General features: G+C 69.9%; 14 protein-coding genes and 1 pseudogene. 5 read left to right on the top strand and 10 right to left on the bottom strand.

Annotated features, from left to right (window positions below; translation table 11 throughout):
* Positions 1–648: 648 nt before the first annotated feature.
* Genes ACPFP2_RS06255 through ACPFP2_RS06245 form a run of 3 tightly spaced genes read right to left on the bottom strand, consistent with a single transcriptional unit; the run spans position 649 to position 2,077 of the window.
* Positions 649–1,212, bottom strand: a complete 564-nt coding sequence (locus ACPFP2_RS06255) for a dihydrofolate reductase family protein (protein ID WP_424087015.1) — start codon at positions 1,210–1,212, stop codon at positions 649–651.
* Positions 1,200–1,706 (bottom strand): SRPBCC family protein, encoded by a 507-nt coding sequence (locus ACPFP2_RS06250; protein ID WP_424087013.1) that lies wholly within the window; start codon positions 1,704–1,706, stop codon positions 1,200–1,202. Before ACPFP2_RS06250 ends, ACPFP2_RS06255 begins: the two co-directional genes overlap by 13 nt.
* Positions 1,703–2,077 (bottom strand): ArsR/SmtB family transcription factor, encoded by a 375-nt coding sequence (locus ACPFP2_RS06245; RefSeq protein ID WP_107074480.1) that lies wholly within the window; start codon positions 2,075–2,077, stop codon positions 1,703–1,705. The genes ACPFP2_RS06250 and ACPFP2_RS06245 overlap by 4 nt, the downstream gene beginning before the upstream one ends.
* A gap of 402 nt (positions 2,078–2,479) precedes the next feature.
* Between ACPFP2_RS06245 and ACPFP2_RS06240 the strand changes: the two genes are divergently transcribed.
* Together ACPFP2_RS06240 and ACPFP2_RS06235 are read left to right on the top strand one after the other, a co-directional pair.
* Complete coding sequence (locus tag ACPFP2_RS06240) at positions 2,480–2,749, top strand: hypothetical protein (RefSeq protein WP_424087010.1); 270 nt, start codon at positions 2,480–2,482, stop codon at positions 2,747–2,749.
* A 36-nt stretch (positions 2,750–2,785) separates the two neighbouring features.
* Positions 2,786–3,042 (top strand): annotated as a pseudogene (locus tag ACPFP2_RS06235) (aminopeptidase); the annotation flags it as partial.
* 300 nt (positions 3,043–3,342) lie between these two features.
* Here the strand turns inward: ACPFP2_RS06235 and ACPFP2_RS06230 are convergent.
* From ACPFP2_RS06230 to ACPFP2_RS06210, 5 genes are all read right to left on the bottom strand, one after another.
* Positions 3,343–4,251, bottom strand: coding sequence for a glycosyltransferase (locus ACPFP2_RS06230; RefSeq protein WP_424087009.1), 909 nt, complete (start codon positions 4,249–4,251; stop codon positions 3,343–3,345).
* On the bottom strand, positions 4,248–4,421 hold the full coding sequence (locus ACPFP2_RS06225) for a hypothetical protein (protein ID WP_424087007.1): 174 nt from the start codon (positions 4,419–4,421) through the stop codon (positions 4,248–4,250). The genes ACPFP2_RS06230 and ACPFP2_RS06225 overlap by 4 nt, the downstream gene beginning before the upstream one ends.
* Positions 4,422–4,939: 518 nt before the next feature.
* Positions 4,940–5,740 carry a SigB/SigF/SigG family RNA polymerase sigma factor gene (locus ACPFP2_RS06220; RefSeq protein WP_424087005.1) on the bottom strand — a complete coding sequence of 267 codons (801 nt, stop codon included), beginning with the start codon at positions 5,738–5,740 and terminating at the stop codon, positions 4,940–4,942.
* A 140-nt stretch (positions 5,741–5,880) separates the two neighbouring features.
* Complete coding sequence (locus tag ACPFP2_RS06215; RefSeq protein ID WP_424087003.1) at positions 5,881–6,612, bottom strand: GAF and ANTAR domain-containing protein; 732 nt, start codon at positions 6,610–6,612, stop codon at positions 5,881–5,883.
* 84 nt (positions 6,613–6,696) lie between these two features.
* The gene (locus ACPFP2_RS06210; protein ID WP_424087001.1) at positions 6,697–7,425 is read right to left on the bottom strand and encodes a GAF and ANTAR domain-containing protein; all 729 of its coding nucleotides are present in this window, start codon (positions 7,423–7,425) and stop codon (positions 6,697–6,699) included.
* A gap of 582 nt (positions 7,426–8,007) precedes the next feature.
* Here ACPFP2_RS06210 and ACPFP2_RS06205 point away from each other — a divergent pair.
* A complete protein-coding gene (locus ACPFP2_RS06205) occupies positions 8,008–8,313 on the top strand; it encodes a lipopolysaccharide assembly protein LapA domain-containing protein (protein WP_424086999.1) in 306 nt (101 codons plus the stop codon).
* A 3-nt stretch (positions 8,314–8,316) separates the two neighbouring features.
* Positions 8,317–8,883: a DUF5994 family protein gene (locus tag ACPFP2_RS06200; RefSeq protein ID WP_424086997.1), complete on the top strand. Its 567-nt coding sequence runs from the start codon at positions 8,317–8,319 to the stop codon at positions 8,881–8,883.
* 106 nt (positions 8,884–8,989) lie between these two features.
* Here ACPFP2_RS06200 and ACPFP2_RS06195 read toward each other — a convergent pair whose 3' ends face one another.
* Positions 8,990–9,298, bottom strand: a complete 309-nt coding sequence (locus ACPFP2_RS06195) for a hypothetical protein (RefSeq protein ID WP_424086995.1) — start codon at positions 9,296–9,298, stop codon at positions 8,990–8,992.
* Positions 9,299–10,074: 776 nt separating this feature from the next.
* Positions 10,075–12,678: a DUF1565 domain-containing protein gene (locus ACPFP2_RS06190; RefSeq protein ID WP_424086994.1), complete on the bottom strand. Its 2,604-nt coding sequence runs from the start codon at positions 12,676–12,678 to the stop codon at positions 10,075–10,077.
* 708 nt (positions 12,679–13,386) lie between these two features.
* Between ACPFP2_RS06190 and ACPFP2_RS06185 the strand changes: the two genes are divergently transcribed.
* Positions 13,387–14,910 (top strand): non-reducing end alpha-L-arabinofuranosidase family hydrolase, encoded by a 1,524-nt coding sequence (locus tag ACPFP2_RS06185; protein ID WP_424086992.1) that lies wholly within the window; start codon positions 13,387–13,389, stop codon positions 14,908–14,910.

Raw genomic sequence — 14,910 nt, 5'->3', positions numbered from 1 at the left:
GTTCACCCAAGTCACCCGTGCCCCCGTTCTCCCAAGCCCAGGAGCAGGAGCACATCTGGAGCACACGTACTCCGGTTTGCGACCGGCGGTCGACCGCGGTGACCTGCGCTGGCACGGGTTGACCCCGGTTGGTATCCGCTGGAGAGCAAACACCGCGCACAGCATCGAAGATCATGACGTGCGCTCCCTCGGCCCGGGACCCGCTGGCCGGGCACCGGACGGCGGTGACCGACGCGGTGTCAGTCCTCGGCCTCACCCACGCCGAAGACTGGGGACCGCCCTCGTCAGGCCGCTGGACCGCTGCTGATCTCAGAGGCGAGGCCCGCCGAGCACGCCGGTGGACGCTTGGTCCACGGGGTTGCTGCGCCCGGCCTGTGGAGACGGCGCCCCACCCTGATGCCTACGGCGACGGTTCCTACCAGGTGTCCGCTCATGCCGATGAGCGGTTGCGTCGGGAGCGGTCGACGAGCGTGCGGCTGGCATGCCGACGGATAGACGAAGGGGGTAGTTCTCGGGGCGTTCCCCGGACTGAGGTTCGCTGTCGCCACCGTCGTCTCGACGCGGCGGTTGACGTCTCCGCACACTGCGACGTGACGCAACCCGAGTTCGTGATGGGCGACCTCATCCGGCCGGATCAGTCGTCAGCGCTCACTGTCCGAGAGGGCGGTAGCGGAGGTGTACGACGCCGTTTCGGAATCGGCGCTCATCGAGGAGCTCAAGGTCGGCGCGCATGCCGGTCGGCAGCCCTGGCTTGCCCCCGCCGACGACGATGGGCAGGATGAACAGCTGGCACTCGTCGACCAGCCCGGCCTTGAAAGCCTGCGTTGCGAGGTTGGCACCTCCTACGGTGAGATCGCTGCTGGCCGTGGCCTTCAGCGCGTGCACTGCGGCGGGGTCGAAACGGCGTTCGAGTCGGGTGTCGGCAGTTGACACCGCGGGAAGGGTCGTGGAGTACACGACCTTGCTCGCCGCCTGCCAGGCGCTCGCGAAGTCGGCCGTGAGGTCGGACTGCGCGGCCAGAGCGGCGTCGGTCTCCCAGACGGCCATCGCCTCGTACAGGCGCCGCCCGTAGAGAAACGTGCCCGCAGACCGCAGGAGGTCGGTGGTGAACGCGAATACCTCGTCGTCGGGTGGGAACCAGTCGAACGCGCCGCGTTCGTCCTCGATGTAGCCGTCAAGCGACACGTTCGTCACGTAGATCAGCTTTGCCATGCCTCTACCTCTCGATGATTGGCTGCAACAGCCTGGACATTCATCAGTGTGGCGTCCAGCTTGGTGAACGCTTGGCGCCAACCCTCCTCGCTGGGGTGCGCCAGGCGTTCGGGGAGCCACTGGCGGATCTCCAGTCGCGTCCGTCCGTCAGCCTCGTCGTGGAACTCGATCCGGAGTCTCGTCTCGAACGGCTCGATGCCCTCCTGCAGCCGGCCACTGACGTGCATGACGCCTTCGAGTAGTTCGCCGTCGGCGACGTCGGTGAGGTCAACGTGGATGTGCACGCGAAGGTCGGGTTCGGCTGCATTGACCTCCGTCCACCGCTGATAGCCGCCGGGGCGTACGTCGAACTCGATCTTGTCGCGCGGTAGTGAGTTGCCGGTCGGGCCCCACCACGCCGCCAGGTGGTCGGGATCGGTGAAGGCTCGGTAGACGAGCTCCCGCGGCGCGTCGAGCACGCGGGAAATGACGAGTTGCGGAGTTTCGGTGTTCATTCGAGCTCCCTGGGGTCGTCGGCCATCCGGTCCGTTGCCGGTCCGGCGGCCTGCACCGCGGCGAGGTGGGCATCGAGGCGGGTGAGGGACGAGTCCCAGAACCGCCGGTAGCGCTCGATCCAGTCGGCCGCCTCGCGCAGCGGGGCAGCTTCGAGGTGACTCGCGCGCCACTTGCCCGACCGTGACCGCGAGATGAGCGCGGCGCGCTCGAGCACTTTCAGGTGCCGTGACACCGCCGGCATCGAGATGGAGAGAGGAGCGGTGAGCTCGGTGACCGTGGCGTCGCGTGCGGCCAGCTCGGCGATGATCGCCCGGCGAGTCGGGTCGGCGAGCGCCGAGAACACCGCGCTGAGCTGATCGGTGCCAGCCATCGGAAGCTCCCTTCACTTAACCAATGTGTTAAGCGTATTGAAGCGCGAGTGATGTTGTCAACGGACGAGTCGCTGGCCGGCTCGGTCCTGCCACCAGCGCTGACGTGCTGCCGAACAACCTGCGGCAAGACGGTGTCCGCTTCTGCCGCATCTGGCGGACTGTCTGAGGTTGCGGGTCGCTGGTGCCAGGGGGCTGGACCGCCGGTACAGCTCGGCAGTGCCTCCCAACGTTGGGCGACCGTTGGTCTTTGTCGACATCGACGGTGCGCTGATCCCGCTCCGCGCCCGGTCAGCCGGAGCCGATCGTCGGCGGAGCGGCAGGGTGGGAGACGGTCCCGACCGCTACGGCGTGACCTCGGCTCACCTCATTGCTCGCCAACGTCAGCCGTCACCCATGACTGAATGCACTGTCACGCCGTCCGCGAGGCCACCGAGGCGCTGGGCATCGCCCGCAGCGTGGGTTACCGGATACTGGAGGGGGAGGCGCTGCTCGCGCTCGCACAGGCGTACGTCGCCGCCGGGCGGGAAGACGAGGCGCAACGCTGCGATGGCGAGGCGACGGCGATCCACCGGAGGAACACCGCTTCACCACAGGTGCGTGAGACGGTAGGAGTCTCCCGCCAGCTCGTCATGGCGCGGTTGGTGACGGTAGGTCGGGACGAAGCCGCATAGAAGCGGATCAGAATACGGCATCTGGTCGCGTGACGCAGTTACACGTTGTCGTTCTGGCTGCAGGTCGACACGGCGGAGACGACGTCGACGGCGTACGACACGTTGACCGTCCAGGTCGGGTCCACGACGGTGGCGACGTACTCGAACGTGAACGCGGCGGCCGGCTACGTGCAGCGCACCGTCAACGTGGCCTCGTACGCCGGCAGACGATGACCGTGAAGTTCACCGGCGTGGAGGACTCGTCCCTGCTGACCAGCTTCGTCATCGGCGACGTGACCCTGCAGGCCAGCTAGGCGGAACGGGGGGGTCATCGGCCCACCCCACCCGCCCACCTGACGGCAGGCCCTTCGTGCCGGCACCCTTCAGCGAGCGCGACCGCGCCGACGCCCTCGCGCTGTCCGTCGCGTCCTCTCCACCACAGGCAGCCGCCGACGGGGAATCCCGGAGAACGGCCGACCCCGTGGGTGAGCACGAGCCAGCCGGCGTCGGTCTCGATCGGGGATCCGCAGTTGCCGACCTGGATCAGTTCCCAGCTGTCCCGGGGGCGTGCAGCGGCACCGGCTCCTGCCACCGGTTCTCGCCGTCCAGGCGGGTCAGGCCGATGGTCTCGCCGTCGGCGCGGCACAGGGCGAGGTGCCGGCCGCAGGCGGTACGGGGGAACAGCGCGATGCCCTTGTTGCGGACGCCCGGCCCGCGCATCGGGGCGCTCTCGAAACGGCGCAGGTCACCGCTGCCCAGCGCGCGGGCGGCAATGTGCCGGCCGTCGTAGGCGGTGTAAGTGGCCCGGTACACGGGTCCGGATTCGTCGGTGAACCGGACGAACCGGGCGTCCTCCATGCCGTTGCTCTCCGCCGGAACAGGGCGTCCAGCACGGTGGCGGTGATCTCGTTGTCGCAGTCCTCCTCGCCACAGATGGTCAGCGGCCGGCCGGCGCGGCGGGCGATCTCGATGGCGGTGTGGGTGCCCTTGTCGGGATGGATCCGGCCGAAGGCGGCCAGTCCGGGGCCGGCGTCGCGGGTGAACGGCAGCCCGGTGAGGTCGACACCGTGGTGCACCGTGGCGACGTAGTCGAGCTCCGCGCTCCGGTCGGCGTCGGAGATCGACACGTAGGACGAACGGGCCCGGACGTACGCGGGGAGGATCCCTGGGCCGGAGAAGCCGTGCACGGTGGTGAGCAGCGGAGCGCGGCAGTGCTCGGCGAAGGCGAGCGGCAGCCAGTCGAGGTGGCTGTGCACCAGGTCGAACTCCGACGAGCGGGCCATCGCGTGGGACACGTGCATCGCCTCCCACACCCGGCCGTCCAGGTCCGGATCGTCGGCGTACCCCCGAGGGCACACGCCGTCGAGGGCCGCCGAGGTGACGGAGTCCAGCGTCGCGAAGAGAGTCACATCCACGCCACGGGTGACCAGCCCCTCGGCGAGCAGACCGGTCACCTGCTCCCAGGGACCGTAGTGGTCCGGGGGTGTCCGCCAGGCGACCGGACCGAGCAGGGCGACCCTCACGGGGACGGCACGTCGGCGAGGTCGGCCGGATCGAGACGCAGGGTGGCGAGCAGCCCCACGTGCTTGGCGGGGTCCACCCGCTCCGGTAGTTCGCGCTCGACCCAGTCGGCCCTGAACTGCTGGCCGCGGTCGCGCAGCGCCGCGACGATCCTGTACCTGGCGATCCTCATCGTCTGCCCCCTTGAGAAGCCGTTCCGGACGGTCATGGTCACGGGAGGCGGAGTGGAGGCCCTGGTCGAATCCCATCACCGGGGTGCCGCGGTCGACCTGTCGCCGTGACCGACGAATAGTGCGGCACGTACCTGCGATCCCCAGGGCGCGGCCGGCGTGGCCGGCATCGCAGCGGTGGGACCCCGTCGATCCGGACCCGCTTCAGGCTACGCCGGCCCGGCCCCTGCCCTGCCCGGTGCCAGTGCCGGGGACGCCCGGGAAGCGGTCAGCGGTCGGCAAACGTCGTGATGAGCACCAGCGGCAGAAGCAGGACGGTCACCAGGAGGAACACCCGCAGGCGGAGCGCGCGGACGACGAGGGCCCGCCTGACCCGTACCCCGAATGTCGAGGGGCCGGATCTCCCGCTGACCGGCGGCGAGAGCCGGCCAGCGGCGATTGGACGAACGGCCATGGCACTGTCTCCTGGTGATCTCGACGGCTCGGCCCGGGTGCCTGAGCGGTCCCGGTCGACGACCGGTCAGCGGAGCATCCCGACTCTCAGCTGGGTCAGCGAGCGCATCAGCAGCCGGGAGACGTGCATCTGGGACAGCCCGACCCGGGTGGCGATCTCCGCCTGGGTCAGGTCACCGTAGAACCGCATGGTCAGGATCCGACGTTCGCGTGGGGGAAGCGCCGCGAGGAGCGGTCGGAGGGTGAGGTGGTCGTCCACGGCTGCGTATCCCGCATCGGCGGCGCCGCTGAGCGCGTGGCGATCGACGCCGTCGGCCCCGGGCCGTGGCTCGTTCAGCGACGCCAGGCGATAGACACCGAGGGCGGCGACTGCGGCCACGAGTTGGGCTACGGTCACCTCCAGGTCGTCGGCGAGCTCTCGATCCGTCGGTTGGCGACCGCGTTGCTGCGCCAGCCTGCCCCGGGCCTCGGACACCTGTGCACCCAGTTCCTGTGCCTTGCGCGGGACCCGGATCGCCCAGGCTGTGTCGCGGAAGTGCTTCCGGATGCCGCCGAGGATGGTCGGGACGGCGTAGGAGGCGAACGGCACGCCCCGACTGCTGTCGTACCCGTCGACGGCCTTGATCAGGCCGAGCGCGCCGACCTGCGCCAAGTCTTCGTAGGACTCCCCGCGGCCGGTGTACCGGCGGGCCAGCCGACCCGCCATCGGCAGGTTCGCCTCGATGATCCGGTTCCGCAGCCGTGCGCGGTCGGGATCATCGGCCTTCAGGGCTGCGCGTTGACGCAACAGTTGTTCGCTGTCCCCCGTAGCCGGGCTCAGCGTCGGAGGGGACGAAACGGCCGCGGGTGTCACGGTGGAGGTGACCATGGTTCCACGCCCCTAACGGGCTGGTGGCGGCGAGACTGGCGGCCACCGGGGACCCGGGCGACACCGTAACCGTACGCCTTCATCCCCCCGACCGACACCCGGACGGGCTCGGGAAGCGCACTCGGCTGTCGAACCGGTCGTCAGCCGGACCGGTGGGTGACTGGCCCCGGCACGATCTGCTCGGAGCCGTCGACGATCGCCTGGGACAGTTCGGACAGTCGCCGGTTGCGACTGCGGGCGCCGTCGCGCAGCAACGCGAAGGCCTGACCCACGTCCACCTGGAGGCGTTCGGCGAGGATTCCCTTGGCCTGCTCGATCAGAACGCGGCTGTTCAGGGCAGTCTGCAGCTGCTCGGTGAGCATGTCGCGCCGGTGGATGGCGCGGTGTTGCAGCAGTCCGATGGTGGCCACGTCGGCGAGCGCCTGACCGATGCGGAGCTTGTCCTCGTCGAGGGACCCCGGCCGGACGTCGAAGAGGTTCAGCGCGCCGATCACCTCGGAGCGCAGGCGCATGGGCAGGGCGTGCACCGCGGCGAAGCCCACCTCGGCCGCCGCGGCGGCGAACCTCGGCCATCGGACGGTGGTCAGGTTAAGGTCGGCGACCGACACCGGTTGGCCGGTACGGAAGCAGTCGAGGCAGGGCCCCTGGTCGGTCTGGAGCTGGAACAGCTCCAGCAGCCGGGTGCGTTCGGAGGAGGCGGCGACCACCTGCAGCGTGTCCCGCTGGTCGGTCAGGAGAAGCCCGGCCGCCGACACACCCAGCAGATCGACACACCTCTCGGTCAGCACGTGCAGGAACTCGAGGACGTCGAAGTCGTCCACGAGAGTGTCGGCCATCTCCACGAAAACGTCGGCCAGCGGGATCTCGGCCATGTCAGTCACCTCGTCAATCAGTGGTTCCGCCGGTCACCCGACGGGATGGTCCGTGAGGCGCCGCCCCGGCGCCGATCCGCTTGTTCACCCATCTCGGTCACCAGGTGTCCCGGCCGGTCCGAGAAACAGGCGCCGGGCGACGACGTCAGCTGCCACGTCCCGCAGCCGCCGGTCCCGGGAGTACGCGTAGGCGCGCAACCGGACGAGCGCCACCGCCGCGGGCACTCCGAACTGGACCATGATCATGCCGGTCGCCTGGTGCACCTCGGGGTGGTGCAGGCCGGTCCCCTCGGGCCACTGATCGTCCCGGTCCACCCCGTGGCGCATCGCGCCGTCCAGCAGCACCGCGCATGCCGTGTCCGCCAGGACCAGCACGTCGGCCAGTTCCTCCGCCGCGAGGTCATCGGCGCGGGCCCGGTAGAGGTCCAGGACACCGAGGCTGATCCCGCCCACCCGTAGTGGCAACGCGAACACCGCACAGACCCCGGCGCGCACCGCGGCCGGCGCGAACACCGGCCAGCGGTTCCGGCACTCCGGCACAGTCAGATCCGCGACCAGGACAGGTCCACCGGTGGTCGCGTCCACGCACGGCCCCTCACCGAGGGTGAGGGTCAGGTCTTCCAGATCCAGGGCGGTCTGGTCCGTGGCGTACACCAGTTCGCGCGGCGTGGCCTCGAGGATGACGGCGACGGCCGCGGAGTCGACGCCCGCGACCGAGACCGCCGCCGCGCAGACATGATCGACCGTGACCGCGCCACCTCGGGCGACATCGCCGAGAGCGGCCCACAGCCGCAGCCGGCGATCGGAGGTCATCGGATCGCCGCGCCCCGGGTTGTCCGTGCCCACTGCTGACTCCGACCCGGATCGTTCGAAGCGGACGTTACGGTACGGCGTCAAGGCCCGGCGAAGGCCAAACCATACTCCGCACGACGCCGCAGCGCGACCGGCGGCTCACCGAACCGCGACGGCGCCGACGGCTGTCGAGCCGGTCGAGGCGCGGAAGCGTACGCTGGAAGCGTCGCTCGGGACCCCGGTGGCTGACAGCCGCCGCTGGCGGACGCCCCCACCGATCGAGGTCACCGTGTCGGCCATCCGCTACGCACCCCCACCGCAGGCCGCTGGGCCTCCCCGCGTTCCTGGCAAGGCACCTTTCACCGCACGTCGGACTGCGGCGGTCTGTCACAGGTCCGCAATCAACCGGACGCGCCGGCGCACCATCGCGCTCAGGCCGACCAGATGCTCCTCGGAAGGCGGCGGTTCTTGATGACCGCACCCCGGAACAGTCATGTTCGATTCCTTCCGCACGACGGTCACCGCGGCACGGATGCTTCTCGTCCGATGCCCCCACGGCCGGCGGTGAAGCGCTCACGGGTCGGCGGCCTGTGGGTCGCCGCCGTGGTGTTCGCGGTCGTACTCCTGCTGCTGCTCGTCTTCGTACTGCAGAACGGGCAACGCGCTGAGGTGTCGTTCCTGGGCGCGCACGGCACCCTGCCGATGGGGGTGGCACTGCTGCTGGCCGCGGTTTCCGGGGTCCTGCTCGTCGCCCTCCCCGGCACCGCCCGGATCGTGCAACTCAGAATGCTGGGCCGCCGTCGCGTCACGCGGGAAGCCAGCGCGCCCGGGCATCGTGCGACTACCCGGCCGGCGCCCGGAGCCACCGGCGTCCCACTGCCGCCCCGGCCAGAGAATCAGGACGGTTGAGCCATGTCCGTCACCACGCCAGCCACCACGATCTCCGTATCGGCCCTTGCCGCACCCCGGCTCGTCCTCGCCCTCCCCCACGACCGGGCGGTTCTGGACGGCGGGTGGTGGCCACGGTCCTGGGACCCGGCCACCGAACTCCCCGGCCTGGTCCTCGCCCTGTCCGAACGCCACGGGCGGATCCGGCATCTCATCCTCAACATCCACACCTGGGAGAGCCGGATCCGCCGGTTGACCGTCGGACCGGACGTGATCCGGATCGGCTGGTTCAACACCCTCGACCCCGCCCTGCTGGTCGCCACCACCGGCCGCGACCTCCAGGTCGACCTGCTGGTGGTACCGCCGGCCACCCCAACCGCGGCGGCCGAGTGGGCGATGGCGACCGCCGCCGACCCCACCAACCTCAGACGCGCGCCCGACATCCTGGCCAGCACACCGGCTCGGCCCAGGGCTGCGGCGGCGACCGGCTCCGACACGTACGCGGTGTGGGACAACGAAGGTGGCAGCACCTTGCCGATCGGCGCGGATCCTCACCGAGCCAGAGCCCACGACGGTGTCGACGCCGCCTGAATCCAGGTTCAGGTGGGGCTGGCAGACGGCTGCGGTGCCGGTGGGCTGACCGACAAGAACCGCTGGTCGGCCCGATACGATGCCGGCGGCTCGCCCCGCGCGGCGGTCAGTTGACGGCCGAGGAACTCGTCGTGTCCGGTGGATCCGGAGGGCGGCCATCGATCGCGCGGAGCCGTTCCGCAACCCGACGCACGGCGATGGCCATCACCCACGCGAGACCATCTACCTGATCGGCGGTGCACCTCGGCGCGAGTTGCCAGACCTCGACGAACACCGCCCGGGTCACCGCGACGGCGGCCGACGGGCTGCCCACACCCTCACACACCTGGATGAAGACAGCACGGACGAGACGGCGGTAGAGCCGACCGAAGGCGGCCCGGTCACGGTCGGCGATCCGCTTGACGAGGTCATCCACGGACTCCCGGCCAGGGAGGACATGAGCAGGGGAAACAGGCATCCGGTGCTCCTGGTGGTGTGCCTGCGGCTGGGGCACCACCAGGGACCAGGGCGGCCGTTACGCCGCCCACCTTACGCCGTCGCCTCGGTCATTCTCCGCACAGTGATGGATGCCGACCGGCGGCAGGCGCGAGCCGTGATCCCGGCGACGAATCGACTCCGACGACCGGTATCCGGGTGGTGGCCGCCGGCGATGGGCTGCTCGCGCCGACGGTGACCCGTCGGCTGATCGACGAGTTCGCGCGTCGGCCGGGGCGGCCCGACCGCTGCCGCGACGGCTGGAGGGTGGTAACCGAGCGGGAAGGGGAGGTGCTCACGCTGATCGACCGCAGCCTCGGCGCAGACGAGGTCGTGCGTGCTCGTCGCAACGTCAGGGGTTATCTGCCGGTGGCTCACCGCATCGGCGAATGGCGGTGGGCCGTCGGGCTGCTCTCGACGGTCGCGGTGGCCTTCCCGGCGTTCGGGCTGCAGGGCTCGGTCAACGTCTCGGATGGAGCGGCAAACTCCGCGTGGTCAGGGGAACCCTCAGCGCTGTCACCGGTGTGGAATCCTCGGATGGTCTTGCCATCCATCGCGATGGCCCGCTTCGCACCCGGGGCTGGCGGGATCCGGGTGGCCAGCCACGCCGCGATCACTGCGGTCACCCGGGTTGGGCAGGGTGAAGCGGCCGACGGGACCGGTGTCGCGTCGGCGCCCGCTGGTCGTGGGGACGCCGGCTCCGGTTCGCGGGGTACGTCAGTACCCCGCGATGAAGTAACCTGCCTGGTCGACGATGACGTGGCTGCGACCGGCGCTGCCGTTGCGGACGATTACGCGGTCGTCGACGCCGACCTGGGCCACCATGTGATTCGCGGCGGTCTCGCGGGCCACGAAGTTGACGTTCGAGGCTTGCGGCACCGGCGCGCCGTTGGGCCGGGCGACGAGGACGCCGCTCGCGGTCGGCGCGGTGACGGTCAGGTTCGCCACCAACGCGGTCGGCCGGGGCGGTGTCCAGTCCGTCCGCAGCACCGACGGCCCGACGGCAAGCTGCGCCCACGGGTCCATCGGCGCCCCGCCGCCATAGGTGCCCCGGGTGTCGTGGATGCGCTGGAGCGGGGTGGGCACGAACAGGTCGGTGGCGCCCTCGCCGTACCAGCCGGACAGGTCCACCACCACATGGGTACTGCCGGAGCTGGCGTTGTGGACGGCCACTCGGCCGTTCACCACCTGTGCCACCACCAGGTTCGGGATGGTCTGCCCGGCGACGAAGTTGAGGTTCGAGGCCGTCGGGACCGGGGTTCCGTACGGGAAGACCTTCAGCACCCCGCCCGCGGTCGGCTTCGTCACCGTGGTGTTCAGCACCACGGCGGTGGCTCCGGCGGGGATGCGGCCACTCAGGTCCAGGGTCCGCGACGTGTTCGCGGGCAGGGCGATGGACCCGGCGCTTCGGGTGTCCAGCACGCGCACCGGTGCGACCGGACGGAAGCCGGAGCCGGACGCCGCGTAGAAGCCTTGGAGGTCGGCGACGATGTGTGCGGTCCCGGTGCCGGTGTGATGGATGCGTAACCGTCCGTTGGACATCGGCACCGTCACCAGGTTCGGCACGGTCTCACCGGCGACGAAGTTCACGCTGGACACGTCGGGCAGGTTCGTCCCGTCCGGGTAGATCCGGAGAAACCCGGCTGCCGTCGGCTTCGTGACGGTCAGATTGAGCACCACCGCGGTGACGTCCGCAGCCGGCACCTCCTGGATCCGCGGGACGTCGAGCACGACCTCGTTGTCGGCCGGCACGGGTGAGGTGGTGGGCGTGCCGACCGCCGCCCGGGTGTCCAGCAGCCGGACCGGCGGCACGGGGGTGTACCGGGAGCCGAGGACGGTGCAGCGGGTGCCGCCGGTGTAGCTCGCGTAGGTGCGGAAGTCGTCGTAGCTGATTTCGATGCCGGCGCATGCCTGGCCGGCCCGGCGATAGGTGTACTCCATCGACGCCGCGTCACCCACCCGCCAGACGGTCTCCGGGTAGAAGCGGAAGGCGACCCGACCCGGGGTGCCGTCCGTCGGCCAGCCGCCCGGCGCGGCCACGTCGGCCACCACATCGAGCGGGCCTCCGCCGCTCTTCGGCTGGAGGGTGGCGGTGGCGAGGGGCCTGCCGTTCCGCAACTCGACGGCGCCCCGGTCACGGAAGCCGGTCCCGGCGCCGGTGTTGGGCTGCGTCGGGTCGTCGGCGTGCGGATTGCCGAGCAGGTCCCGGTCGCTGGCACCACGGGCCGAGTCGTCCGCCGAGTCCAGGGCGGGAGAGTCGAACGACAACTCCAAATAGGGCCGGCCGTTCGGATGACTCGTCCAGTGAATCTTCGGATCCGCCGCCAGGTCGTGCCCGGCCAGGCCGGTGGCCTGCTGGAACGACGCGAGGTCCGGGTGGTCGACGTCGGCCCACCGGTACGGTGCCCGCCCACCGCGCGGATCGATGATGTTGTAGTCGACCTCGGTGCTCGGCACGGATCCCGCCGAGACCGACACGAGCCGGCCTGCGCAGGTGACGTTGCCGCTCACCACCACGTCCTGGACGGCGTTGTTCTTGATGGAGGCACCCTGTGAGGCACCGGCCACCTCGATCACCTGACGGCATGAGCTGAAGAACGTGTTACCGGTGAGGGTCAGACCCGGCGCGTCAGTGGCGACGATGCCCTGTCCGACGAACTGGCTGGCGGTCACCGTCAGGTCGACGACGCCCGGCTCCACCGTCAGGCCGGGCAGGTTGCCGACATCGACGAGCGTGCGGCTGACCGTCACATCCTCAGCCGGACCGGTGATTCGGATGCCCCTCGCCGATCCACCCTGGTCCACCGAGAGCCCGTCGAGCGTGACTCGGCTGGAACCGGTGACGGTCACCGCGTCGGCGCCTCGTACGCCCAGGAGCCGGAACCCCTCGACCCGTACGTCGTGCACACCGTGCAACGCCAGGATCGTCCCCTCGACCGGGACGTCCGTGCTGTACTTGCCGACCCGGACGTACCCGTCGGGCGAGGCGACGCCCCTGACGGTGATCGGCGCCTCGACCGTGCCGGACCGGGTGATCGACACTGTCTCGGGGTAGCTGCCGGGCCGCACCAGCACCGTCTGGCCCGGCTGGGCAACCGCGACGGCGGCGGAGATGGTGCAGAACGGATTCTCCATGCTGCCGTCGGTCACCCCGCCCGCAGTGCAGTTCTGGTTGCTGACGTGCAGCTCGGACACAGTCGCTGTTGTCCCGGCCGCCTGCGTGGGCACCGCGGCGGCGGAAGCCTCCGTCGGGGCCATCAGGCCCGCACCGCCGAGCAGGGGTACGAGCGCCAGTCGCGCCAGGACAGATACGGTCGTCACCGACCACCCCCGTGATCAACTTGTATGTCGCGGCAGATTACACCGGCGAACACCAATGTGAGCAACGCCGAAACGGCCGAAGCGCTGTACCGTTCGGCCGCTCGATTCGGGCTCAGTGACGTCGCACTGGATCGGGGCGAGGCCGCTGCTGCTGGCACCCCTGGTTGCAATCCATGTCCGCGAGGTGCAGCGGCTCGTCAGCGCCTGTCACGACGCCCGCGCCGGGTTGTTCGAGTAGATGCGCCGCCGGGCGTTCTGCTGTCAGGCGCGGCGGCGGCCATGGTGTGGGCGACCTGGACGTGGTTGCGGACGTGGCAGCGTCGGAGCAGCTTGCGCTGGCGTGCCGGCTTGGCGGCCGGGGTTTGCCGGCACGCGAGGATCCGCCATCGCGCCGTCGCGGTCGAGGCTGACCGTCGTGTGCCCGCCCTGCGGTCGCGCCGGACGCCGCAGCGGCGCTACCGGCTGGCGGACCCGAACATGACGACTTGACGAACAACATGTTATCGCTCACAGTCGATGGCTGAGGGCGGCGACGCGCCTGCGGCTTACCGGGCAAGCCTGCTTCGCCGGACCTTGATCAGGCGTACACCAGGGCATGCGGAGGCTCTCTGTTAGCGCTGACATTCTCCCCGCATGCACCCGTCCTGTGCGTCGCGGTGCGCCCAGCCTCGGGTGGACCGTTCGGCTCTTGGTCATTGGAGGAGGATCATGTCTGTCTTTGGTAGATCTCCATCGATCGCGCCGCCGTCGCGGCGGCGTGGGTGGCTGCCGCGGGTCGTCGCCGCCGGCGTGACGGCCGTGGTGGTCGGTGTCGCCGCCGCCGCGGTGGTGTCGACGCCCGCCGTCGCGGCGACCGTCGACACGAGCGCGTGGTACGTGTTGTTGAACCGCAACAGCGGCAAGGCGTTGGACGTGTACAACCTGGCCACGAACGACGGGGCGCGGATCACCCAGTGGACCCGGAACAACGGCAACCAGCAGCAGTGGCAGTTCGTCGACTCCGGCGGCGGTTACTACCGGTTGAAGTCGCGGCTGTCCGGCAAGGTGCTGGACGTCTACAACTGGTCGACCGCCAACGGTGCCAGCATCGTGCAGTGGACCGACGGCAACGGGTCCAACCAGCAGTTCCGGTTGGCGGACTCGGCCGGCGGCTACGTCCGGCTGATCAACCGGCACAGCAACAAGGTGGTGGAGGTGCAGGGTGCCTCGACCGCTGACGGTGGCAACATCGTGCAGTACGACGACTGGGGTGGCAACAACCAGCAGTGGCAACTCGTCCGCGTCGACGGCGGGGGCAACCCCACCACGCCGCCGCCGGGCGGCACGTGCGTTCTTCCGTCGACGTACCGCTGGTCGTCGACGGGGCCGCTGGCGCAGCCGAAGTCGGGGTGGGTCTCGCTCAAGGACTTCACCCACGCCCCCTACAACGGCCGGCATCTCGTCTACGCCACGACGCACGACACGGGCACGAGGTGGGGCTCGATGAACTTCGGCCTCTTCACGAACTGGTCCGACATGGCCTCGGCCAGCCAGAACACGATGCCTTTCTCCGCCGTCGCACCGACCCTCTTCTACTTCGCCCCGAAGAACATCTGGGTGCTCGCCTACCAGTGGGGCGGGACCGCCTTCTCCTACCGGACGTCGAGCGACCCCAGCAATGTGAACAGTTGGTCGTCGCAGCAGACGCTGTTCACCGGAAGCATCTCCAACTCCGGCACCGGCCCCATCGACCAGGCACTCATCGGTGACGACACGAACATGTACCTGTTCTTCGCCGGCGACAACGGCCGCATCTACCGGGCCACCATGCCCATCGGCAACTTCCCGGGCAACTTCGGCTCGTCCTACACGACCATCATGACCGACACCACGAACAACCTGTTCGAAGCCGTCCAGGTCTACAAACTCGAAGGCGAGAACCGATACCTCATGCTCGTCGAGGCCATCGGCTCGCAGGGCCGCTACTTCCGCTCCTTCACCGCCACCAACCTGGGCGGTACGTGGACCCCGCAGGCCGCCACCGAGAACAACCCCTTCGCCGGCAAGACCAACAGCAGCGCCACCTGGACCAACGACATCAGCCACGGCGAACTCATCCGCACCAACCCCGACCAGACCATGACCGTCAACGCCTGCAACCTGCAACTGCTCTACCAGGGACGCTCCCCCAACTCCGGCGGCGACTACGGCCTCCTGCCCTACCGACCGGGACTGCTCACCCTGCAACGCTGA

The sequence above is a fragment of the Micromonospora citrea genome, from assembly GCF_049629545.1.
Classification (GTDB): domain Bacteria; phylum Actinomycetota; class Actinomycetes; order Mycobacteriales; family Micromonosporaceae; genus Micromonospora; species Micromonospora citrea_A.
Note: the sequence above shows the minus strand (reverse complement) of the source record. Positions and strands in the feature narration are given on the sequence as shown.

Coding starts and splice junctions, on each gene's coding strand:
- ACPFP2_RS06255 (WP_424087015.1), bottom strand. CDS start 1,212: ATGGCAAAGCTGATCTACGTGACGAACGTGTCGCTTGACGGCTACATC.
- ACPFP2_RS06250 (WP_424087013.1), bottom strand. CDS start 1,706: ATGAACACCGAAACTCCGCAACTCGTCATTTCCCGCGTGCTCGACGCG.
- ACPFP2_RS06245 (WP_107074480.1), bottom strand. CDS start 2,077: ATGGCTGGCACCGATCAGCTCAGCGCGGTGTTCTCGGCGCTCGCCGAC.
- ACPFP2_RS06240 (WP_424087010.1), top strand. CDS start 2,480: ATGCACTGTCACGCCGTCCGCGAGGCCACCGAGGCGCTGGGCATCGCC.
- ACPFP2_RS06225 (WP_424087007.1), bottom strand. CDS start 4,421: ATGAGGATCGCCAGGTACAGGATCGTCGCGGCGCTGCGCGACCGCGGC.
- ACPFP2_RS06220 (WP_424087005.1), bottom strand. CDS start 5,740: ATGGTCACCTCCACCGTGACACCCGCGGCCGTTTCGTCCCCTCCGACG.
- ACPFP2_RS06215 (WP_424087003.1), bottom strand. CDS start 6,612: ATGGCCGAGATCCCGCTGGCCGACGTTTTCGTGGAGATGGCCGACACT.
- ACPFP2_RS06210 (WP_424087001.1), bottom strand. CDS start 7,425: ATGACCTCCGATCGCCGGCTGCGGCTGTGGGCCGCTCTCGGCGATGTC.
- ACPFP2_RS06200 (WP_424086997.1), top strand. CDS start 8,317: ATGTCCGTCACCACGCCAGCCACCACGATCTCCGTATCGGCCCTTGCC.
- ACPFP2_RS06185 (WP_424086992.1), top strand. CDS start 13,387: ATGTCTGTCTTTGGTAGATCTCCATCGATCGCGCCGCCGTCGCGGCGG.